At 65.7% G+C, this 20,091-nt stretch carries 24 protein-coding genes and 2 tRNA genes; 7 read left to right on the top strand and 19 right to left on the bottom strand.

Features of this window, described 5'->3' with window-relative positions:
• Nucleotides 1-36: 36 nt before the first annotated feature.
• Both AC1RVW_RS24440 and AC1RVW_RS24445 read right to left on the bottom strand, forming a co-directional pair.
• Nucleotides 37-1,323 (bottom strand): hypothetical protein, encoded by a 1,287-nt coding sequence (locus AC1RVW_RS24440; RefSeq protein ID WP_493203097.1) that lies wholly within the window; start codon nucleotides 1,321-1,323, stop codon nucleotides 37-39.
• An 857-nt stretch (nucleotides 1,324-2,180) separates the two neighbouring features.
• Nucleotides 2,181-2,522, bottom strand: a complete 342-nt coding sequence (locus AC1RVW_RS24445) for a helix-turn-helix domain-containing protein (RefSeq protein ID WP_493203099.1) — start codon at nucleotides 2,520-2,522, stop codon at nucleotides 2,181-2,183.
• A gap of 27 nt (nucleotides 2,523-2,549) precedes the next feature.
• Here AC1RVW_RS24445 and AC1RVW_RS24450 point away from each other — a divergent pair, with 27 nt between their 5' ends.
• The 4 genes from AC1RVW_RS24450 to AC1RVW_RS24465 are packed head-to-tail and all read left to right on the top strand — an operon-like array spanning nucleotide 2,550 to nucleotide 3,526.
• On the top strand, nucleotides 2,550-2,822 hold the full coding sequence (locus AC1RVW_RS24450; protein WP_493203101.1) for a hypothetical protein: 273 nt from the start codon (nucleotides 2,550-2,552) through the stop codon (nucleotides 2,820-2,822).
• 50 nt (nucleotides 2,823-2,872) lie between these two features.
• Nucleotides 2,873-3,091 (top strand): hypothetical protein, encoded by a 219-nt coding sequence (locus AC1RVW_RS24455; protein WP_493203103.1) that lies wholly within the window; start codon nucleotides 2,873-2,875, stop codon nucleotides 3,089-3,091.
• A 46-nt stretch (nucleotides 3,092-3,137) separates the two neighbouring features.
• Nucleotides 3,138-3,347 (top strand): hypothetical protein, encoded by a 210-nt coding sequence (locus AC1RVW_RS24460; RefSeq protein ID WP_422086366.1) that lies wholly within the window; start codon nucleotides 3,138-3,140, stop codon nucleotides 3,345-3,347.
• Complete coding sequence (locus AC1RVW_RS24465; protein ID WP_493203105.1) at nucleotides 3,344-3,526, top strand: hypothetical protein; 183 nt, start codon at nucleotides 3,344-3,346, stop codon at nucleotides 3,524-3,526. The genes AC1RVW_RS24460 and AC1RVW_RS24465 overlap by 4 nt, the downstream gene beginning before the upstream one ends.
• A gap of 336 nt (nucleotides 3,527-3,862) precedes the next feature.
• Here AC1RVW_RS24465 and AC1RVW_RS24470 read toward each other — a convergent pair.
• From AC1RVW_RS24470 to AC1RVW_RS24550, 17 genes are all read right to left on the bottom strand, one after another.
• A tRNA-Arg gene (locus tag AC1RVW_RS24470) sits at nucleotides 3,863-3,939 on the bottom strand.
• A 190-nt stretch (nucleotides 3,940-4,129) separates the two neighbouring features.
• Nucleotides 4,130-4,206, bottom strand: a tRNA-Pro gene (locus AC1RVW_RS24475).
• 47 nt (nucleotides 4,207-4,253) lie between these two features.
• A complete protein-coding gene (locus AC1RVW_RS24480) occupies nucleotides 4,254-4,958 on the bottom strand; it encodes a glutathione binding-like protein (RefSeq protein ID WP_493203107.1) in 705 nt (234 codons plus the stop codon).
• Nucleotides 4,959-5,041: 83 nt separating this feature from the next.
• Nucleotides 5,042-5,338: a hypothetical protein gene (locus tag AC1RVW_RS24485; protein WP_493203109.1), complete on the bottom strand. Its 297-nt coding sequence runs from the start codon at nucleotides 5,336-5,338 to the stop codon at nucleotides 5,042-5,044.
• 58 nt (nucleotides 5,339-5,396) lie between these two features.
• Complete coding sequence (locus AC1RVW_RS24490) at nucleotides 5,397-5,663, bottom strand: hypothetical protein (protein WP_081269158.1); 267 nt, start codon at nucleotides 5,661-5,663, stop codon at nucleotides 5,397-5,399.
• Between the two features lie 66 nt (nucleotides 5,664-5,729).
• Nucleotides 5,730-6,662 carry a cupin domain-containing protein gene (locus tag AC1RVW_RS24495; RefSeq protein ID WP_493203112.1) on the bottom strand — a complete coding sequence of 311 codons (933 nt, stop codon included), beginning with the start codon at nucleotides 6,660-6,662 and terminating at the stop codon, nucleotides 5,730-5,732.
• Entirely contained in the window at nucleotides 6,659-7,948 is a 1,290-nt protein-coding gene (locus AC1RVW_RS24500; RefSeq protein WP_285410896.1) for a Zn-dependent hydrolase, read from the bottom strand. The genes AC1RVW_RS24495 and AC1RVW_RS24500 overlap by 4 nt, the downstream gene beginning before the upstream one ends.
• Before the next feature lie 2 nt (nucleotides 7,949-7,950).
• Complete coding sequence (locus tag AC1RVW_RS24505; protein WP_493203114.1) at nucleotides 7,951-8,832, bottom strand: alpha/beta fold hydrolase; 882 nt, start codon at nucleotides 8,830-8,832, stop codon at nucleotides 7,951-7,953.
• Between the two features lie 11 nt (nucleotides 8,833-8,843).
• Entirely contained in the window at nucleotides 8,844-10,019 is a 1,176-nt protein-coding gene (locus AC1RVW_RS24510) for a pyridoxal phosphate-dependent aminotransferase (RefSeq protein ID WP_493203116.1), read from the bottom strand.
• Entirely contained in the window at nucleotides 10,016-10,849 is an 834-nt protein-coding gene (locus AC1RVW_RS24515; RefSeq protein WP_081269153.1) for an SDR family oxidoreductase, read from the bottom strand. The genes AC1RVW_RS24510 and AC1RVW_RS24515 overlap by 4 nt, the downstream gene beginning before the upstream one ends.
• Before the next feature lie 53 nt (nucleotides 10,850-10,902).
• Nucleotides 10,903-11,637, bottom strand: coding sequence for a GntR family transcriptional regulator (locus AC1RVW_RS24520; protein WP_493203119.1), 735 nt, complete (start codon nucleotides 11,635-11,637; stop codon nucleotides 10,903-10,905).
• Between the two features lie 71 nt (nucleotides 11,638-11,708).
• Nucleotides 11,709-12,548 carry a TauD/TfdA dioxygenase family protein gene (locus tag AC1RVW_RS24525; protein ID WP_493203121.1) on the bottom strand — a complete coding sequence of 280 codons (840 nt, stop codon included), beginning with the start codon at nucleotides 12,546-12,548 and terminating at the stop codon, nucleotides 11,709-11,711.
• 40 nt (nucleotides 12,549-12,588) lie between these two features.
• On the bottom strand, nucleotides 12,589-13,365 hold the full coding sequence (locus AC1RVW_RS24530; protein ID WP_493203158.1) for a class II aldolase/adducin family protein: 777 nt from the start codon (nucleotides 13,363-13,365) through the stop codon (nucleotides 12,589-12,591).
• Nucleotides 13,365-14,123 carry an ABC transporter permease gene (locus tag AC1RVW_RS24535; protein ID WP_106934268.1) on the bottom strand — a complete coding sequence of 253 codons (759 nt, stop codon included), beginning with the start codon at nucleotides 14,121-14,123 and terminating at the stop codon, nucleotides 13,365-13,367. Before AC1RVW_RS24535 ends, AC1RVW_RS24530 begins: the two co-directional genes overlap by 1 nt.
• Nucleotides 14,102-14,860 (bottom strand): ABC transporter permease, encoded by a 759-nt coding sequence (locus AC1RVW_RS24540; RefSeq protein ID WP_081269149.1) that lies wholly within the window; start codon nucleotides 14,858-14,860, stop codon nucleotides 14,102-14,104. The genes AC1RVW_RS24535 and AC1RVW_RS24540 overlap by 22 nt, the downstream gene beginning before the upstream one ends.
• The gene (locus tag AC1RVW_RS24545) at nucleotides 14,857-15,708 is read right to left on the bottom strand and encodes an ABC transporter ATP-binding protein (RefSeq protein ID WP_493203124.1); all 852 of its coding nucleotides are present in this window, start codon (nucleotides 15,706-15,708) and stop codon (nucleotides 14,857-14,859) included. Before AC1RVW_RS24545 ends, AC1RVW_RS24540 begins: the two co-directional genes overlap by 4 nt.
• 11 nt (nucleotides 15,709-15,719) lie before the next feature.
• Nucleotides 15,720-16,727, bottom strand: coding sequence for an ABC transporter substrate-binding protein (locus AC1RVW_RS24550; protein ID WP_081269147.1), 1,008 nt, complete (start codon nucleotides 16,725-16,727; stop codon nucleotides 15,720-15,722).
• 139 nt (nucleotides 16,728-16,866) lie between these two features.
• Between AC1RVW_RS24550 and iaaH the strand changes: the two genes are divergently transcribed.
• The 3 genes from iaaH to AC1RVW_RS24565 all read left to right on the top strand — a co-directional run bounded on the left by iaaH (nucleotide 16,867) and on the right by AC1RVW_RS24565 (nucleotide 20,079).
• Nucleotides 16,867-18,309, top strand: a complete 1,443-nt coding sequence (gene iaaH / locus AC1RVW_RS24555; protein ID WP_493203126.1) for an indoleacetamide hydrolase — start codon at nucleotides 16,867-16,869, stop codon at nucleotides 18,307-18,309.
• Nucleotides 18,310-18,388: 79 nt separating this feature from the next.
• Nucleotides 18,389-18,703 (top strand): hypothetical protein, encoded by a 315-nt coding sequence (locus AC1RVW_RS24560; RefSeq protein ID WP_081269145.1) that lies wholly within the window; start codon nucleotides 18,389-18,391, stop codon nucleotides 18,701-18,703.
• A gap of 227 nt (nucleotides 18,704-18,930) precedes the next feature.
• On the top strand, nucleotides 18,931-20,079 hold the full coding sequence (locus AC1RVW_RS24565) for a DSD1 family PLP-dependent enzyme (protein WP_493203128.1): 1,149 nt from the start codon (nucleotides 18,931-18,933) through the stop codon (nucleotides 20,077-20,079).
• Nucleotides 20,080-20,091 lie beyond the last annotated feature (12 nt).

The raw sequence follows: 20,091 nt of genomic DNA on the forward strand, positions 1-20,091 counted from the left end.
TGAGAACTTGTTCGACTTCTTCATGGCTCAATCCTCTCAGAGTGTTGAGCCTCCACAAAATCCGGGGCGATTCATAGCCGCCTTTTCGGCTTCCTGCTGAATGAATCCGTCAAAGGCCGCGAGCTTCGCGACTCCATCGTCGCCAAGAGTCTTCTGACAGAGCGGGCATGCAGAATCTGCGGGCAGGTTGGGAAATGCATGGCCGACGTGCGAGATCAATGCATAGGTACGAGCCGCTTCAAACAACGCCTCCCAAGGCTCCCCGCCCGTGCCTGGCAGCAGGCCAGGAGTCTCTTTGAACTGCTTCGAGGCTAATTGAGCAGCTTGCTTGGCGAGATTCGATTTAGCAACAAGCTCGCGCAACTCTTGCACCTTCGCATCACCCACGGTTGATGCTGCGGCGTTAATACGGTCGGCCAAGGCGATAAACCGGGAGGCACGATTCCGCAGAATCTGGGCTTTCTGCTTAGGGTCCGTTTCGGCAAGCGCCTTGTTGATGGTCTCCAGCTTGACAAGTTCTTCCTGACTCAGCGCAGCTAGCTCCTCGACATGATTGACTTTGGTTGCAGACGACAGGGTCGAGAGCAGCCTGCCTACATTAGTATTGGTCTTTACCAGTCCCGCAAACTGAGCCACGTTGGGGCTGTTGGCGGATATTTCCTTGATGGCCATCGCTTTGACAGCGGTACAGGCTTTGACTAACCCTTCCAGGATATCGAGCCCGTACGGGACGTACGCGAAGTCGCCTTCGTTATCAACATACGCGCGAGCGCAGTGAGAGTCGAAGATCGCAATCTCGGAGAGTTCTTCGGGGGCGTTTTCCCCGCCAACCCATAACAGCGGCTTAGCCACTCCGTCTATCAGAACCTCAAACTCAGCGCTTGGCGGTCCATGTTTGCCCGCTGGCTTGCGAGCGTCCGGAAGGATGGCTTCCGCTTGGTCCCGAGCCCTACAAGCCTTCTTGAGCACCCGCGTGTATCCGGACTTGCCTGCGCCGTTCTCGCCATAAATGATCGTCAGGCCCGTGGGGCCAATTGGCAAACTTTGTTTCTCTGCCAAAGCGTTGACGTTGACAAGATTTTTTACGGCGACGATTTGAACCAAACGATTCGGTACGGAAGACGCAGCAATCTCTTCCGCGGCTAGCTTTATCGCCTCTGTCTTTTCTGGATCATTAATGCCAAAGGAGGCCTTCGCCATCGCGAACAAGCCCTCCAAGTCGGCAGGCGAAAGTGTTCGATTGACGTAGAGCCTACGGATCGCATCCTGCTGCCACAAAGGTAGGCTTTGCGACCACTTGTGGATCTCTTGGAGAATAGTCACGTTTGATCCCGTCTTAGGCTTTTCGCAAGGTTTGCAGCACCGTCACTTTCGTTACGGTCACTTGCTCGCCAACGGGCGTAGCTGCTTCGCATGTTGATTTCCTGTCTCCATTGATCAGGAATAACATCGTGCGCAAGTTTCAGATAGGCGACCATCCTATATTCGCGGTAGCCCTCTCTCTCTTCGAGAGCGCATCTGGCTCGTCCGATCCGCGCGGTTGGATGCATCTCCCGAAACATGCGGAGTTGCGGACCGAGTTCGGATAGACAACGCGGGCCGCAAGCATTTTGTGGGCGTCCCCTTCAGCGGTTGCGCCGTTGCGCCGTTGCGCCGTTGCGCCGTTGCGCCGTTGCGCCGTTGCGCCAAAAATTAGAAGCCAGCCAAACGCTTAGTCCCGCCAGCTCGCACATTGGCCATTGGCCTTGCGCCAGCCAGGCCCGCCGCGGCTACCGCATCCACCTGAGCCACGCCCACCAGACCGATAGGCTTCACGGGGTGCGCGTTGAGTCGCTTCGGTTTGCTGTGGTCGAGGCGCTGTATTGCTGACTCGCTCTGGAGTGGCGGCCCGACGCACAGGCGCGCGCTGCACCGCCGCGGACTCTGCTTCGGCACGCTCGCGCCGTCGTTCCTCGGCCTCTTCCTCGCGCCGCTCGGCCTCATCCTGGGCGCGGTTGCGCCTCGCCATCTGTTCGATGAGCTGATCGACCGTGGCGGCGTGTACTGTGGCAACGGGCACGCAGCCGACCACGAGCGCAAACAAAATGCATCGCATCGATCCTCCTCATTCGCCGTCTCTGCCGCGGCGTCTCCATCCGATAAGCATTCGATAGCCAGCGAGCCATCGAACCGCGTTCAGCCTACGCCCTGCCCTTCTTCGGCTGTGCGAGGGCTGCAAAGACGCCGCGTATCGCAGCGCGGCCCAGTTCATCAGCCGCCTTGTAGTTATCCAAAAGTGTCGCCTCTTCTTCGCTCACTGTTCGAGCCGCAGAAGACTGAGCACCAAAAAGCACATAGCTCACATCGACGCCGGCATCTGCGAGCCGGATAAGCACGCCTGCGCCCGGTTCCACGAGCCCGCGCTCATATCTGCTCAGCATTGCTCGCTGAACGCTCACCAGATCAGCGAGACCTTGCTGGGAATGACCTAGCCGATCGCGCTCTTGGCGCAACCTGCCTCCACATTGAGCATCAAATGACACGCAAACCCCTTGATTCCGAGTCTTTTAATGCTCAAAATCCAGCACACACGCTATTTAAACCGTTCGGATATTAATCGCATGGTTACCAAAACCAAACGCCGCGGGCGTCCCCAACTCCCTCCAGAGATTCGCCTCGTCAACGAAGCGCCAATCGCCATCCGCCTGGCACCGGCCGAGAAGGAACGCACGCAACAGCACGCAGTGCGTGAAGGCAGGTCGCTCGGCAATTTCGCTCGCCGCGTCTACCTGCTCGGCCTCGCGCATTACGAGGCCGAGCAGGCCGACAGCGCCACAGCATAAACCCCGAAACAACTGTCTCTCCCAGCCCTTTGCCCGAAGGACTTTCGACGATGTACCCCGATCCCAAGCGCGTGCGCGACAACCGCCAGACCGTCCGGTTTGACGACTACGAAGAGGAACTGCTTCGGCTCCTTTCCAAGGTCACCGGAGCGCAGCCTTCGACCCTCATCCGCGAACTGGCGATGCGCCAGGCCGAAGAGATGCTGGTCGAGGCCTTCCTCGGTCAAGACGCCAAGCCCGACACGAGTCTGCCCCGCGCTGCGGGCTGAACGAAGCCGCACCAACGCGGCTTGAAGCCAGCCCAACACACGCCGAATGTCTGCCGAAAAGATGACGCCTCACCAGATCGACCTCAGCGACGCCGAACACGATGTGTTCGACCGGGTGCGCCGCATGCATGGTCTGGCCAGCGTTGCCGAGGCCATGGAGTGGCTGGTGCGCATTCGCCTGCGCAAGGGCATCGAGCAAATCACCGGCCGCCGTCGCGGCCCCCGCCTGGTTTCTTCGGGAGGAAAGCCGCAATGAACGCGTGCCAGCAAGACCAGGCGGCCGACGCCAACATCCGGTACATGCGCATCACCATCGACTGCCCGCACTGCGGCATCGGAGAGCACGGCATAGCGTTCAAGCCCGGCAAGGTGGTCAAAAGCGATCAGAGCTGCAATCCTGATCGAATGGACACCGCGGTCAAGGGAAGTCATTGAGCGCGTGCAGAAGATTAAGCACACCAACATCCGTTTAGTCATCGCCAACCAAGATGTGCGTCCCTCCAAGTACCACGGTGTGCGAATAGCGTGGGATCGGGCGCTGGAACGCGGGCATCTAAGACGCGCATTTCAATGACCTGCGCGCCAAGACGCTGACGGACAAAACCGAGCGCAACGAATAGCCGCCGCGCGCATGATGGGACGGTATTCGACCAAGCATCAGACCGCCGAGTACATGCGGCACAAGTCGGCGAAAAAGACCTCGGCGACCCACTGAAAAGCGTGTGCTGACCTGCCTTGGTTAGAGAAAACCGCTGTGGTTAGAGACTGAAATGGCCTGCCCGGAGGGGATCGAACCCCCGACAACCTGCTTAGAAGGCAGGTGCTCTATCCAACTGAGCTACGGGCAGATGCAAACCGGAGAGAACCCAGGAGAATCAACGACTTAGACGTCTTTGTTTCCGGGCCGGCAGCGGCGCAGATTCTACCCAGTTCCGCACTTGGCCCCGTGTGGCGACGCTGCCGATTCGGCAACCTTCTTCATGGCCCGGAACGAAAAATGCACACAGCCTGTGAAGACTGTGTGCATTTCGATTTTTTTGGTCGGGGCGAAAGGATTCGAACCTTCGACCCTCTGGTCCCAAACCAGATGCGCTACCAGGCTGCGCTACACCCCGACAAGCCTTCTATTCTAGCCCGGATATTCGCCCGTTCCTGAAGTTTCTCAGCGTTTCTCGTACTGGGTCTTGCCGAAAAGGATCTCGCGTTCCTTGTCGCCGGTGATGGGCTGGCGCAGATCAGCCAGCACTTTCACGCCGCGTTGCACGGCCGGGCGCGCCGCGATGCCGTCGAACCAGGCCTTCAGGTGAGGGAAGTCGGTGAGCGTGATGCCCTGGTTCTCCCAGCTGCGCAGCCAGGGGAAGATCGCGATGTCGGCAATCGAATAGCTCTTGCCGGCAATGAACTTGCTCTTCGACAGTTGCTTGTCGATCACGCCGTAGATGCGCTTGGCTTCGTTGGTGTAGCGGTCGATCGCATAGGCGATCTTCTCGGGCGCGTACATGCGGAAGTGGTGAGCCTGTCCGAGCATGGGGCCGACGCCGCCCATCTGGAACATGAGCCACTGCAGCACGTCATAACGCTCGCGGTCGCCTGCCGGCAGCAGCTTGCCGGTCTTGCCCGCCAGGTAGACCAGGATGGCGCCCGATTCGAAGAGCGAAATCGGCTTGCCGTCCGGCCCGTCAGGGTCGGTGATGGCGGGGATCTTGTTGTTGGGGCTGATCTGCAGGAACTCGGGCGCAAACTGGTCGCCCTTGCCGATGTTCACAGGGTGCGCGCGATACGGCAGGCCGCATTCCTCGAGCATGATGTGAATCTTGTGGCCGTTCGGCGTGGGCCAGGAATAGACCTCGATAGGCTGTGCAGACATATGTCTCGGGCTCCGATGGATGTGATGCGTGCCCGGCAGCATATACGTGCCCTTCCGATCGCGTGCGTGACCGGGATTTGCGCTCAGTCTGATGCCGTCCCGCCCGGCTTGGAAGGCAGGTCGCCCTCCCGCAGCTTTCGGCCGACCCACATCATTCCAGTTTCGTAGTTCGCGGCGCCCACCTGGATGCCGCCCACGGTGCGAAGCGCGCCGGTTCCGTCGTCGGTGGCGGGCCCCTCCCCCGTGTACTCGCCGGGAACCAGCAGGCGGCCTTCTTTCAGGAAATCGGCAATGCGCAGTTCGCGCATCGCGCGGCCCCAGTGCCACTGCTTCTTGATGTCATAGGTGCCCGCCTTCTTCGGGGGCTTGGATTTCTTCATGTGCCTCGGTCGCTCGCAAAACAAACAGGCGCCAGCATAGTCTGCGCCTGTCAGCGCATCAGAGCTGGCCTTTGGCACCCCGCTCTGGCGCAATCAGAAGCTCCTCCCCCTCCTCCCGGGGCCCGACATTCAAATCTTCCGACATCCCCTTCAGCACCACATACCCGGCCTGCAGCGCCTCGATGTATGTTGAAAAGCCTGTCGCGGCTTCCATCAGCGGCTCGAATTCCATCGAGTTGTCGAAGGACTCCAGGAGCACCCAGAAATAGTCGCCTGCGTCGTGTTGGTCGACAGTCAGGGCAATGGAGATAAGTTGGCCAGCCATTCACTCATGGTGACAACGCCAAGTGACAGTTCGGCTTCCGGGTGAAGTAAGCCGCGTGACTCCTTATCAGGCTGCTTCGAGAAACGCAAAGCCCATGGTCCTCGCGTGATAGTGCAGTCCGCCGTCCTGCACGATCAGGAAGCGCGCGCCATGTGCACCCTGGTTGTGGTGCGAGTGCGGTGCACCCGGCGGCGTGACGAGCGTTGCCCATGGCTCCCACGGGCAATGCGCATCGCCCACGACGGAATGGCAGCCCTCGCCCTGCACCACCAGCGTCACCGCGGCGGAATTGTGGCGGTGCGAACGCTGCCAGGTGCCGGGACACAGCGTGTTGAAGCTCAGCGTCAAGGTCGGCGTGAGGTTGCGTGCGGCGGCCTGCCTGTCGGACGAGAAGATCAGCGCGCGGCCCGAGGTCTCGTCGCGCGTACCTGTCGAAAAGATCGTTGCGAACTGCCGCTCGATCTCGGCAGCCGGATAGTGAACGACGTCGATGGATGCGTCCACCACCGGCGCAGGCTCCGCGCGCTCGAAGGCCAGCTGAGGCTCGTTGCCGACGCTCCACAGCAGCGCACCTTCAGGCCCGCCCGCAAGGCGGTAGCCGGTGGCACCGGGCAGCAGGAACACGTCGCCCGCGCCAAACTCGAAGCCATCGAACGCGCCATCGAGCCGCCCGCTGCCGGAGATCACGTACCAGACCGCTCCGGTCGCGCGCACGTCCAGCGGCAACGGCATGTCGCCGGGCGCGATGCGCACATAGCGCGCGAGCATCAGCGGCGTGGTTGCCGCAAAGCCGCTGCCCAGCGCCTCGGACTGGTCGCAGTCGAAAACACCGAACTGCGCTTCCGGCGGCGGCGAAAAGAGCCGCGCGGGCACTTCGGGCAGCTTCACGTTGAAGGCGTTGCCCGAATTGAAGAAACGCGCGCGTGCCTGCGCCGCGCTGGCCGGCGCGCCCGGATGCTGCATCGGCAGATCCGCCATGTCGATGACGGTTTCGTTCACGGTGCCGCCCCCTCCCCTGCACCCGCATACGGCAGCAGCACCCGCAGCAGCACATTGGCGCCGGCGGCCACATGCTCGGGCTCGGCCCATTCGTGCTCGGCATGGCTCACGCCGTCGCGGCAGGGAATGAAGATCATCGCGCTCGGGCACAGCGGCGCCATGTGGCGCGCGTCGTGGCCGGCGGCCGAGAGAATCGGCATGTGCAACTCGCCGATGCTCTCGGCGGCCTTGGCAATCGCCTGCTGCAGCGCGGGGTCGAAACCGTTGGAAGGCGCATCGACCAGCGGCGTGACGGTGGCCTCGCAAGGCGCTGCGAAGGTGTCGCACAGCATGCCGATGCGCTCGCCCAGATATGAAAGCACGGCGTTGTCGGGGTGGCGCAGGTCGATGCGCAAGGTCACGCGCTCGGGCACGACCGAAGGCGCGTTCGGCTCCACCTGCAGGCGGCCGATGGTGAACTTCACCGCTTCGTCGTAGCCGCCGATCTCCGCATACAACGCACCCGCGATGCGCGTGAAGGCTTCGAGCGCATCGCGCCGGTAGACCATCGCGAGCGTGCCCGCGTGGCCTCGCTCGCCCTCGATCACGATGTCGAATGTCTTCTTGCCCTGGATGCCGGTGACGACGCCGATCACGTGCTCCTGCGCTTCCAGCAATGGCCCCTGCTCGATGTGCGCCTCCACATAGGCCTTCACCGGAAAGCCCAGGGTTCGCCGCCGCAGCGCGGGAAACGCCGCATGCAACGCATCGAGCGCATCGGCGACGGAAACGCCCTGCGCATCGCGCACCGCGCGCACGGCTTCCAGGCTGCGCACACCGGCAAAGGCTTCGGAGCCCATCATGCCGGGCGCAAAGCGCGAGCCTTCCTCGTTCATCCATGCGACGCAGACGATGTCCACCGGCGGGCGCACGCCGCGCTGCGCCAGCGTGGTCAACACCTCCAGTGCGGCCACCACGCCATACACGCCGTCGAAGCGCCCGCCGCCTGGCTGGCTGTCGAGATGGCTGCCCGCGAGCACCGGCGGTGCATCGCGGTCGGTGCCGGGCAGCGCGATGAACAGGTTGCCGGCCGCGTCGGTCGAAGGCTCCAGGCCGGCCTGCAAGGCCCAGTCGATCATGGTGCGCCAGGAAGCGATTTCTTCCGCGCTCAGCGCCTGCCGGTCGACGCCACCGCCCGGCGTGGCGCCGATGCGCGCGAGCGCCATGAGGCGGTCCCAGAGGCGCGTGGCGTCGATGCGCCAGGCGCCCTGCTGTGCATGGGTGATCGTGGCTGCGTCGGCGTTCATGGTCAGTCGGTCTTCATGATCTGGCTGGGCAGCGCGCGCGGATCGCGCGGCTTCCACTGGCCGGCTTCGACCTGTGCGAAGAACTCGGCCAGCAAGGCGTTGAAGGCGGCGGGCTCTTCCAGGTTGAGCGTGTGGCCGGTCTTGGGCATGACCGCGAGGCCGCAGGCCGGCACGGTCTTCTTGAGGAAGATGCCGGGCTGCAGGCAATGGTCGTCCTCGTCGCCGACCACCACGAGCGAGGGCACCGACATCGCGCGCAATTCGCTCTCCAGGTCGTAGATCGACGGGCGCCGCGCCTGTACGCCGCGCATGGTGTTGGCAGCCCCCAGCGCGTCGTGCTCACCGAGCCACGTGGCAAATTCCTGCCAGCCGCGCGGGTCCTTGTTCTGGAACTGCACGCGGCTCGCACCCAGCGAATAGGTGCGTGCGAATTTCTCGGAGCCCTGCGTCTCGAATTGCCTGGCCACTTCGAGCGAGACGCCGCGGAAGTACTCCTCGTGTTCTTTCTCCGCGCCGTAGCCCGCGCCGGCGATCACCAGCGAAGCCGCGCGCGGCGCATGGCGCAGGCCGAAGTGGAGCGTCGCGAAGCCGCCCATCGACAGCCCCACGATGTGCGCGCGCTGCAGTCCCAGCGCGTCCATCACGGCCACGATGTCATCGGCCGCCGTGGCCTGCGAATAGCGGTCCACGTCGGCGGGCACGTCGGACGGCGGATAGCCGCGCGCGCCGAAGGTCACGCACTGGTGGCGCCGCGCGAAGTACCGCATCTGCGGTTCCCAGCTGCGGTGGTCGCCGCCGAACTCGTGCACGAACACGATGGGCGTGCCGCTGCCGGCGGTCTCGTAGTAAAGGCGGACGCCGTCTTGCGTGGTGGCGAAGCTCATGGTTCGCCTCCTCAGAACAGCGCGGCCGTGGCCGGCAGCGTGCGCGCGCGCTCGACCGCTTGCGGCAGCACATCGCACAGCGCCTGCGCCCACGCCTTTGGCACGGTGGTCGATATCTTGATGAAGCGGTGGCCGAAGCGCGGCGTGTGGTACGTGCCCTGCCGCACCATGATGTCGTGCTCGCCAAGCGCGGTGACCAGCGCCTCGGGCGTCACGCCCGCGCCGGTGCACTCGACCACGATGAAGTTGGCCTGCGACGGGAACACCGGCACCAGGAAGCCCGGCAGCTTTGCGAAGGCGTCGAAGATCATCCGCTGGTTCTCGCGCTGCTGCGCGATCACCTCGGCCATCCATTCGGCCTTGACGCCCAGGCCCGCGATGGCCGCGCGCTGCGCCAGCACGCTGGCCCCCAGCGGCGCCTGCGAATGCGGCAGGATACGCGCCAGCAGTTCCGGCGACGCCACCAGCGCGCCCAGCCGCAGGCCCGCAAGGCCCAGCCACTTGGAGAAGCTCACGATGGTCACCGTGCCTTCCGGATAGAAGCGCGAGGCCAGCGTGTGGCTGTCGGCGAAGTCGCGGTATGTGCAGTCATGGATGAGGATCGCGCCGATCTCCCGCGCACGGTCCGCGAAGGCGCGGATCTCGTCCTCGGTGTAGGTGGTGCCCAGCGGGTTGTTGGGGTCCACCAGGTAGATGACCGCGGTGTTCCCGTCGGTCGAAGCAGCCAATGCCTCGGCCGACAGCTTGAAGCCATATTCGGGCCCGTAGATCGGAATTTCGGTGATGGCACAGCCGGCCTTGGCCGCGAACTGCAGCGGCCACTTCCAGCCCGGGTCGGTGGTCACGAAGCCCTTGCCAGCTTCGCAGAAAGCGCGGCAGGCCAATGCGAGCGCGGCGACCGCGCCATCCGTCACCACGGCCGACTGGTTCGGCACGCCCAGGTCGTCCACGATGGCCGTGCGAAGCGCCTCCATGCCCAGCGGCGGCGCGTAGGCGTGAAAGCTCTCGTCGTCGATGGCATCGTGCAGCGCCTTGCGCACCGCGGGATGCAGCGGAAAGTGGTTGGTGTTCTGGCCCAGCCACATCAACTCGGGGTTGGTGAACAGGCGGTCGAAGTAGCGGTTGCGGGTTTCCGCGTCGCCGGTCACGGCCGGCACCGCCACGGCGGGGTTCAATGCCGCGTTCATGCCGCGAGCCTCCGGGCCTGTTCGGCCTCGACAACCTTCTTGCTGGTCTTGATGATCGAGCCGCGCGCGGCGATGCCGCCGTCGATGGTCACGACCGTGCCGGTGATGTAGCCCGCGCGCGCCGAGGCCAGGAACACCATCAGCTCGGCCACTTCTTCCGGCGTCGCAGGACGGCCGCCCGGGTAGTTGTCGAACAGCTCTTCCCAGCGGCCTTCGTCGCCGTGGGTGTCGAAGGCACGGCGCTTCATGAGCTTGACCATGCGGTCGGTAGCTACCGGCCCGGGGTTCACGCCCACCACCCGGATGCCGTCGTCCAGGCTCACGCCGCCGAGCGCGCGCGTGAACGCCATGACCGCCGCGTTGCCGGTGGAACCGGCGATGTAGTTGGCGTCCCAGTTCTCGCCGGAGTTGCCGATGTCGTTCACGATCACCCCGCCGCCGGCGGCCTTCATGCGTGCGTAGTAGATCTGCGTGAGCTCCATGTAGCCCAGCACCTTGAGCTGGAAGCCGCGCCGCACCACGGCGAAGTCGAGCGACTCGATGGGGCCGGCCGGAATGTCGCCCGCGTTGTTCACCAGGATGTCGACATGGCCGGCCGCCTCGGCCAGCTGCGACATGGCGCCGGGCGCGGCCAGGTCCATGGGGTGGATGCGCACGTTGATGGGGTAGATCTTCTCGATCTCTTCCTTTGCGGCTGCCAGAGCCACGCCGTCGCGCGCGGCCAGGTGCAGGTGGCAGCCTTCGGCCGCGAAAGAATGGGCGGCTGCGAGGCCGATGCCTTTGGAGGCGCCGGTGATGAGTACGGTCTTGCCTTCGAGTTCGAGTTTCATGGCGTGATGTCCTGGGATGCGTTCGAGAGATCGGGTTCGTTGAAAGAGGTTTGTCAGGCGCCGCCCGCGTCGTGTTCGGACAGCGCGGCGATGAGGTCGACGATGTCGTCCTCGAGCAGGCTCACATGGTCGATGGCGGACGAGAACGCCGCTTCGGGGTCGTTGCGGCGAATGGCGTCGAGGATGGCGCCGTGCTCGCCGATGGTGGCGGTCATGCGGCCGGGCTGGAAGGTGACGTAGCGGCGGTACACGCGCACGCGCTTGCGCAGCGCGCGGGTCTGCTCGGCCAGGTAGTGGGTGTTGGAGGCCTCGTACAGCGCGTCGTGGAAGTCCTGGTTCACGTCGTAGAAGCGCGAGTGGTCGCCCGAAGCGAGGATGCTGGTCAGCTCGTCGTGCAGCCTGCTCATGCGCAGCTTCTGCGCCTCGGTGGCGCGACGCGCGGCGAACTTGGCGCACAGGCCTTCCATCACCGCCATCATCTGGAACATCTCGATGAGCATGGGCAGCGAGATGCGCGCCACGCACACGCCGCCCTGGCGGCTTCGCAGGTCGACGAGGCCGGTGGCGGCCAGCGCCTTGAGCGCCTCGCGCACCGGCGTGCGCGACACCTTGAAGCGCTCGGCCAGCTCGGCTTCGTCGAGCCGCGCGCCGGGCTTCATGACGCCGCTGACGATCAGGTCTTCGAGCGTGTCCTTCAGTTCGTCGGACAGCGTGGCGCCCTTGCCGCGCTGGCGCTCGCGTCCGCGCAGCGCTGTGGGTTCCACCATTTCGGGTTCGTCGTGTTCCATGTTCTTGCCTTCCTTCTTGTGGTTGTCTTCGGTCTTCGAACGCGGGGCGCTCTGTGAGATTGATTCGAGTGTCAGAACGGGCGGTCGCCAGCCACCGTGGTGCGATGCATCACGCGGCGGTACACGTTGTCGTCGTACGGCGTGGCGCGGTGCATGGTGCAGCGGTTGTCCCACACCAGCAGGTCGCCGGCGAGCCACTTGTGGCGGTAGCTGAACTCGGGCGAGATGGCGTGCGCATTCAGCTCGGCCAGCAGCGCGGCGCTCTCGTCGGCGGGCAGGCCGTCGATGTGCTTGACCACGTCTTCGCCCACGTAGAGCGACAGGCGGCCGGTTTCGGGATGCGTGCGCACCAGCGGATGCACCACGTCGGGCGTGGCAGCCAGTTGCTCGGGCGTGAGCGGGTTGCGGTCGGCGAAGGCCTTGCCGTAGTAGTTGGCGTAGCTGTGCGTGGCCGTGAGATGGCGGATGCGCGCCTTCATGTCGTCGTCCAGCGCGTCGTAGGCGGCGTGCATCGAGGCGAAGAAGGTGTCGCCTTCCACCGGCGGCACCTCCAGTGCGTAGAGCAATGCGCCCATCGAGGGCTCGGCCTTGTACGACAGGTCGGAGTGCCAGTTCCAGCCTTCCTTGTGGTTGCCGATGGGCTTGCCGTTTTCCGACACGTTCGACAGCACGTAGACCTCGGGGTATTCCTTCTTGAGGAACTGCGTGAGCACGTGCCCCAGCAGCGTGCCGAAGCGGCGCGAGAAGGCGACGTGCTGCGCCTCGTTGATGCGCTGGCCGCGAAACAGCAGCACCGAGCGCTGGTTGAGCGCGTCGCGCAGCAGGGCGAAGTCGGCGTCGCTCACGGGCTCGCGCAGGTCGATGCCTTTGACTTCGGTGCCGATGAAAGAGGTGAGGTTCTCGAGTTGCATGGTTGGAAGATGTCTCAGGGATTGAGGAAAGAAGCGGCTGTCAGAGCCGGTAGTCGGGCTGGGTGCGCTCCAGCATGCGCAGGAACGCGGGCCATTCGCGCGTGCCGGGCGGCAGGACGTCGCCGGCGAATTCGGTGAACTGGCGCGCGGCCAGCTCGCTCACTTCGGGCTGCGGATACACCAGCGATTGGCCGGGCGCCACGCCGCCTTGCGCAAGCAGCTGCACCTTGGCCGCCTTCTCGAAGTAGTACATGAGGATGAACGCCTCGGGAATGGTGCGGCCCACCGTCAGGATGCCGTGATTGCGCAGCACCAGCGTGTGGTGCGGGCCCAGGTCGCGCACCAGCCGTTCGCGCTCGCCGGTTTCCAGTGCCACGCCTTCGTACTCGTGAAACGCAGTGTGGCCTTGGTAGCGCATCGCGAACTGGCTGAGCGGCGCAAGGCCGTCGGGCATGGCCGCAATGGCGGTTCCGGCCTCGGAGTGGGTGTGCAGCACGCACAGCGCGTCGGGCCGGCCCGCGTGGATGGCGCTGTGGATCACGAAGCCGGCCTGGTTCACCTCGGCATCGGTGGCGTCCACCTTGTTGCCGTCGAGGTCGATCTTCACCAGCGAAGAAGCCGTCACTTCCGAGAACAGCAGCCCGTACGGGTTGATGAGGAAATGATGCTCCGGCCCCGGCACGCGCGCCGAGATGTGGTTGTAGATCAGGTCGTCCATGCCGAAGTGCGCCACCAGCCGGTAGCAGGCGGCGAGCTGAACGCGCAGCTCGGCTTCGGTTTGCGGATATGCCGCGGGATTGTTCTTCGCCACGTTCATCACCGCCACCACACCAGTTTCTGGTCGATCCATACGAGCAGGCCATAGAAGACCATGCTCGCCACCGATGCGATGAGCACCGCGGACCACACGCTCAGCAGGTCGACCTGCTGCGTCGACTCATAGATCATTCGCCCAAGGCCCGCATAGGCGCCCAGCATCTCGCCGACGATCGCGACGATCATGCTGCGCGGCACGCCAATGCGCAGCGCCGTGACCACCGAGGGCATCGCGACCGGCAGGCGCAGGCGCCACACGATCTTCAGCTGCCCCGCCCCGAAGCTGCGCATCAGGTTCACTGCCGCCAGGTCGGCCTGCTTCAGGCCGTGCAGCGCATTCACCAGCATGGTGAAGCCGACGGCCAGCGCCACCAGGGCGATCTTCGACGCGGCACCGAGCCCGAACCAGATCAGGAACAGCGGCGCATATGCCACGGTCGGCACGGCGTTGACCGCAACCGCCAGCGGCATCACGATGCGCTCCAGCGGCGGCGCCATCAACAGCAGCACTGCCAGCAGCAAGCCCAGCACGCTGCCCAGCGCATAGCCGCCCAGCGCCTCGCCCAGCGTGGCCAGCAGCGCGGCCATCAGGCGGCCCGTGTCGGTGAAGGCATGCTGCACGATCGAACCCAGGCTCGGCAGCACGAAGGGCGGAATCTTGAAGAGCAGGATCGCGCCCTCCCACACCACCAGCAGCACGGCGATGCTCAGCACCACCGGCACCACGGGCGAAGCCATCAGCTTTCGCTGCGCCACCATACGAGCCTCCTTTCCACGAAGGTGAGCAGCCCGTAGAGCAGCGCCCCCATCAACCCGCAGGCGAACATCACCACCCACAGCCGCACCACGAGGTCGGCGTTCATCGCTTCCATCAGCATCACGCCCAGGCCCACGGTTTCGCCGAACCATTCGCCCACCACCGAACCGATCAGGCTCAGGCCGATGGCCACGCGCAGCCCCACCATGATCTGCGGCAACGCCGAAGGGACGGCCAGCTTGAAGAACATGACGAGGCGGTTCGCGCCGAAGCTCCTCATCAGCGCAATGCGCTGCGGGTCGCACGACTTCAGCCCGCGCAACGTGTTGACCGTCACGGGAAAGAAGGTCAGGAAGAACGCGGTCATCACCTTGGCCAGCAGCGAGTTGCCGAACCAGATGACGATCAGTGCGCCGAAGGCCACCACCGGCACCGTCTGCGACACCACGAACAGCGGGAACACCGAACGCTCCATCCAGCGCGAATAGGTGAACACCGTGCCGCAGAAGCAGCCGAACACCGCGCCCAGGGCAAAGCCGAGCACCGTCTCGAGCAACGTGCGGCCGAAGCCGCGCACCAGTTGCGGCCACACCGACCAGGCGTCCTGCGCGATGGCGCTGAGCGCCGGCAAATAGCGCGGCGACGGTGCGAAGGCGTGCACGTACAGCTCCCACACCAGCGCCAGGCCCAGAAAGGCCAGCGCGGGCGAGCGCACGGCGCGCTGCAGGAAGGTGTTCACGGCGCGGTGCCCTCCTGCGCAAAGGTCTTCTGGCTCTCTTCCTCGATCTCGGCCAGCAGACGCTGCTTCAGGCCGATGAACTCGGGCGTCAGCACCACAGAAGGATCGCGTGGGCGCGGCAGGTCGATCACGGTCTCGCTCTTCACGGTGCCGGGGCGGGCCGTCATCACCAGCACCTTGTCGCCGAGCAGGATGGCTTCATCGATGTCGTGCGTGATGAAGAGCACCGTGCGGCGGTGGCGCGCCCACAGCTCCAGCAGCCAGTGCTGCATGCGGGTGCGGGTGAGCGCGTCGAGCGCGCCGAAGGGTTCGTCGAGCAGCATCAGGTCGCGCTCGAACAGGAAGGTGCGCATCAGCGCCACGCGCTGGCGCATGCCGCCCGACAGCTGGTGCGGATAGTGGTTGGCGAACCCGGCCAGGCCGAACTCGGGCAGCATGGCGCGGGCGCGTTCGCGCGCTTCCTTGCGCGGCGTGCCTTCCACCTCGAGCGCGAGGATGGCGTTGTCGAGCACCGTGCGCCACGGAAACAGCAGGTCGCGCTGCGGCATGAACGACACCTTGCCGAGCAACTGGCCGTCGCGCTGCGGCGCGCCGCCGAACAGCAGCGAGCCGTCGTCGTCCGGCGGCAGCAGGCCCGCGATCATGTTGAACAGCGTCGACTTGCCGCAACCCGAGGGGCCCACGAGCGTGACGAACTCGCTCTTCGCGATCCGCAGGTTGACGCCCGACACCGCGACGGTCCGCGCCTGCGCTTCGCCGAAGCGCTTCCACACGTTGACCAGCTCGAGCATGGGCGGTGCTGTGTCGGCAACCACCGGCGGCATCACTTCGTGAGGCATGAACTTCATGGCGCGGCGGCTCAGAACTTCTTGTCGCCGGCCGGCACCTGGTTCCAGAAGCTGGCGTCATAGGCCTTCGACAGGTCGGCCGGTGCCTTCAGCGCCTTGTAGCCGACGAGCTGCGTCTGCATCTTCTCGACGGTCGGCAGGTCGATGGCCAGGATGCCGTCGGTGGTGCCCTTGCCGGCCTTCACCAGCTTCTCGAACTCGTCGAGCATGGCTTCCTGGTGTGCGCGGTTCAGGCTGGGCGCGGCGGCCATGACGATGTCGATGGCCTCCTTCTTGTTCTGCAGCGCGTACTTCCAGCCCTTGATGGTGGCGTTCATGAAAGCCTGCACCTGCTGCGGCTTCTCGTTGCGGTATTTCTCGGACACGAGCACCGTGTCCTGCTGCACCACCACGCCGTAGTCGTCGGGCTTGATGAGCGTGAGCTTGTCGCCCAGGCCCTGCTCTTTCAGGGTGTTCAGCTCGTTGTAGTAAGTGGCGGCGGCCACGTCGAACTGCTTCTCGACGAAAGGCGCCATGGAGCCCGACTGCGGCACGATGGTCAGGTCGCTCTGCTTCACGCCGGCCGAGGCGAGCATCGAATACAGCGTGTACTGCGTGCCCGTGAACCAGGTCGCGACCTTCTTGCCCGCGAAGTCCTTCACCTTGGTGATGCCGGAATCCTTGTAGGTGACGTAGGTGAACGGCGTGTTCTGCACGGTCACGCCGATGCACACCAGCGGCAGGCCCTTTTCGCGTGCGAGCAGCACGGTCTCGGTGCCGCCTGCCAGGCCGAAGGTGTCGTTGCCCGAAGCCACGAGCGTCTCGACGTTGAGATTGGGGCCGCCCGGGTTGATCGTCAGGTCGAGGCCGGCCTGGTCATAGAAGCCCTTGGCCTTGGCCACGTAGAAGCCGGCGAACTGCGCCTGCGCCAGCCACTTGAGGCGCACGGACACCTTCTCCGCGGCGGACGCGGGCATGCCCGCCAGAAGAGCCATCGACGCTGCGACGGCGGCCAGGATACGCAAGGACTTGAAAGACATTGGAAGGCCTCTTGGATACAAAAAATACTCATAGCAGTATTCATGCCATGCACTTTCAGGCTGTTTTCTTGCTGAATCTTGAGCAATTGGCCCGGAATGTGCACCGGAGTGCAGCTCCCGCCCCAACTTCGAACCCGTGATGAACCAAGTCCATGCGCTGACCGATCTTTCCGCCCGCGAGGCCGCCGAGCAGATGGCGCGCGGCGAGTTGCGCGCCACGGACTACGCACAGGCGCTGCTGGCGCGCGCCGAGGCCATTGCGCCCTTCGGCGCCCTGCTCCATCTGGACGCCGGCCAACTGCTCGCTGCAGCGGCCGCGCTGGATGCATCGCCCAACCCCTCACCCGGCGCGCAGCCGCTGCGCGGCGTGCCACTCGCGTTCAAGGACAACATCGACGTCGCCGGCATGCCGACCACCGCCGGCAGCCCGTGGATGGCGGACCACCGGCCGCGCAGGCATGCCGGCGTGACGCAGCGGCTCATCGATGCCGGCGCGCTGGTGCTCGGCAAGACAAACCTGCACGAGTGGTCGCAAGGCGTCACCGGCCACAACCACGGCTTCGGGCCGTCGCGCAATCCGTTCGACAGCACGCGCATCACCGGCGGCTCGAGCGGCGGCAACGCTGCGCTGCTGGGCCTGCGCGCCGCGCCAGCGGCCATCGGCACCGACACGGGCGGCTCGGTGCGCGTGCCGGCCGCGCTTTGCGGGCTGGTCGGCTACAGGCCCACGGTGCACCGCTGGCCGGACGACGGGCTGGTGCCGATATCGCCGACCTTCGACACGGCCGGCGTCATGGCCCGCTGCGTGGACGACTGCGTGCTGATCGACCATGCCGTGGCCGGCGGGCCGCTGCGGCTGGGCGCGATGCCGCTCATGGGCGTGCGCCTGGGCGTGCCCGAGGCTTATTTCTGGGAAGAACTCGATCCGCCCGTGGCCGAACTGGCCCGCGAGAGCCTGCGCGCCCTGCAGGCGGCGGGCGCGGTGCTGGTGCCTTGCGACCTCGCGGAGGCCGGCGCGCTCTTCCAGGAAGGATCGATGTCGATCTCGCTCCACGAGATCCTGCCCGCGCTGGCCGCCTACTTCGCGCGCCACCAGCGCCCCTTCGACGCACGCGCGCTGACCGATGCGGTGGCGAGCCCCGACGTTCGCCCGCTGTTCGAGCGGCTGTTCGGCGACAGCGCCATCACGCCCGAGGCCTATGCCCACGCGCTGAACGTCTTGCGGCCGCGCATGCAGGCGGCCTACCGCGATTGCTTCGCCCGGCACGACATCGCGGCGCTGGTGTTCCCCACCAGCCCGCTGACCGCCGCGCGCATCGGCGAGGACGTGCAGGTCACGCTGTGCGGGCGCCCGACCTCGGCTTTCTCAGCGTACATCCGCAACACGGGCCCGGCCGGCATGGCTGGACTGCCGGCCGTGAGCCTGCCGATCGGCCTGACCCGCGACGGCTTGCCCGCCGGCCTGGAACTCACCGGGCCCGAAGGCGCCGATTCGCTGCTGCTGGCGCTCGCGCTGGGCGTCGAATCCGCCTTGCCGCACGCACCAGTTCCGGGCGCGTTGCAAGGGCTGGCGCGCGGCTGAAACCCGGATCGCCAAAACACTACATCCCTTCACGCAACAGGCCTTCACGCCTTGCCACGCAATCGGCGATGCTGGAGGCATGCCCATCGCGAATTCGTCGAATTCCCTGCCACACCGCCGCTCCGGATGGCGTACCGCCGCGCTGATCTACACGGTCGCGGGCGCCGTATGCATCCTCGGCTGCGCGCTGGTGCCGGAGAGCGACGTGGGCATGCTCGTGGCCATCGCGGGCGGGCTGCCGTGGTCGCTGAGCCTGCTCACGCTGGGGCTTTCTCCCGGCGTGGCGAATACGGCGCTGCTGATGCTCACGGCCAGCTGGGCGCTCAATGCCGCGCTGCTGTGGTGGATGGCGCTGCGGCGACCGGCCCGGCACTCGCCGTCGCACCTGGCCTGACCTTGCAGCCCCGGACAGCGGGCGGGCCGGACGGCCGATCATTGGACATACAGGTTATCCGCCAGCGAGCGATTTGGCGCGGCGTGCGCTCGAGCAGGCGGCCGCCGACTGCGTCCTCAAGGCTTGCACGGCCCCGATGTCGAGTGTGTTCATTTCGGTGCGATCATTTCGCCACGCACTTTCCCGCGCTCCGCCGCTTCGACACCTCCCGCAAAGGCTCCCCCACGATGTTCCTGGACACGCAACCCAACGCCCCGCTCATCGGCGCGCCCAACGGCCGCCAACAGCTCGACACGCCCGCACTGCTGATCGACCTGCCCGCCATGACGCGCAACATCGAGCGCATGGCCGCCTTCGCCAGGTCGCGCGGCATCGGGCTGCGCCCGCACGTGAAGACGCACAAGTCGGTCGAGATCGCAAGGCGCCAGGTGGCTGCCGGCGCCATCGGCGTGAGCTGCGTGACCGTTGGCGAGGCGGAGGTGATGGTGGACGGCGGCATTCCTGGCGTGCTGATCACCTCGCCTGCCGTCACGCCGAGCAAGATCGCGCGCCTCATCAAGCTCGCGCAGCGCGCCCGCCCCGGCGACGTGATGGTGGTCGTCGACAACCCCCGCAACCTGGCCGACCTGGCGCAGGCCGCAGGCACGCTCGCGCATCCGCTCGACGTGCTGGTGGACTACGGCGCGGGCTACAACCGCACCGGCGCCGCCACCCAGGCGCAGGTGCTCGAGCTCGCCGCGCTGGTGGCCGCCGAGCCGCGACTGCGGCTGCGCGGGCTGCAGTCGTACGCGGGCAACCTGCAGCACATCGTGGAGCGCGACAGGCGCAGCGCGGCTGCAGCCGGCCTGCGCGAGACCGTGGCAGGCATCGTCACGGCGGCCGAACGCCAGGGCCTGCGCTTCGAGATCGTGACGGGCGCGGGCACCGGCACGCACGACCTCGATTCGCAGGAAAGCGCCTTCACCGAGCTGCAGGCCGGCTCCTATGTGTTCATGGACGCGGAATACACGAACGTGCTGGCCTCGGGCGGCCAGCCCTCGCCCTTCGAGGTGTCGCTTTACGTGCAGACGGCCGTCGTCAGCACCAACGCGGCGGACTGGGTCACGGTCGATGGCGGCACCAAGTGTTTTTCCACCGACAGCGGCGTGCCGCTGGTGGCGCGCGGCGTCGATCCCGCGGCGAGCCGCTACGCCTTCTTCGGCGACGAGCACGGCAAGCTGCTGCTGCCCGCCGATGCACGGCCCGCGCTCGGCGCGCGCGTGGAGTTCATCACGCCGCACTGCGACCCGACCGTCAACCTGCACGACGCGTACCACGTGGTCGAGGGCGACGCGCTGGTCGCGATCTGGCCGGTGGATGCGCGCGGCAAGCGATAGGCGGCATAAGAA

This window comes from Variovorax sp. MPBD4-3 (assembly GCF_058809745.1).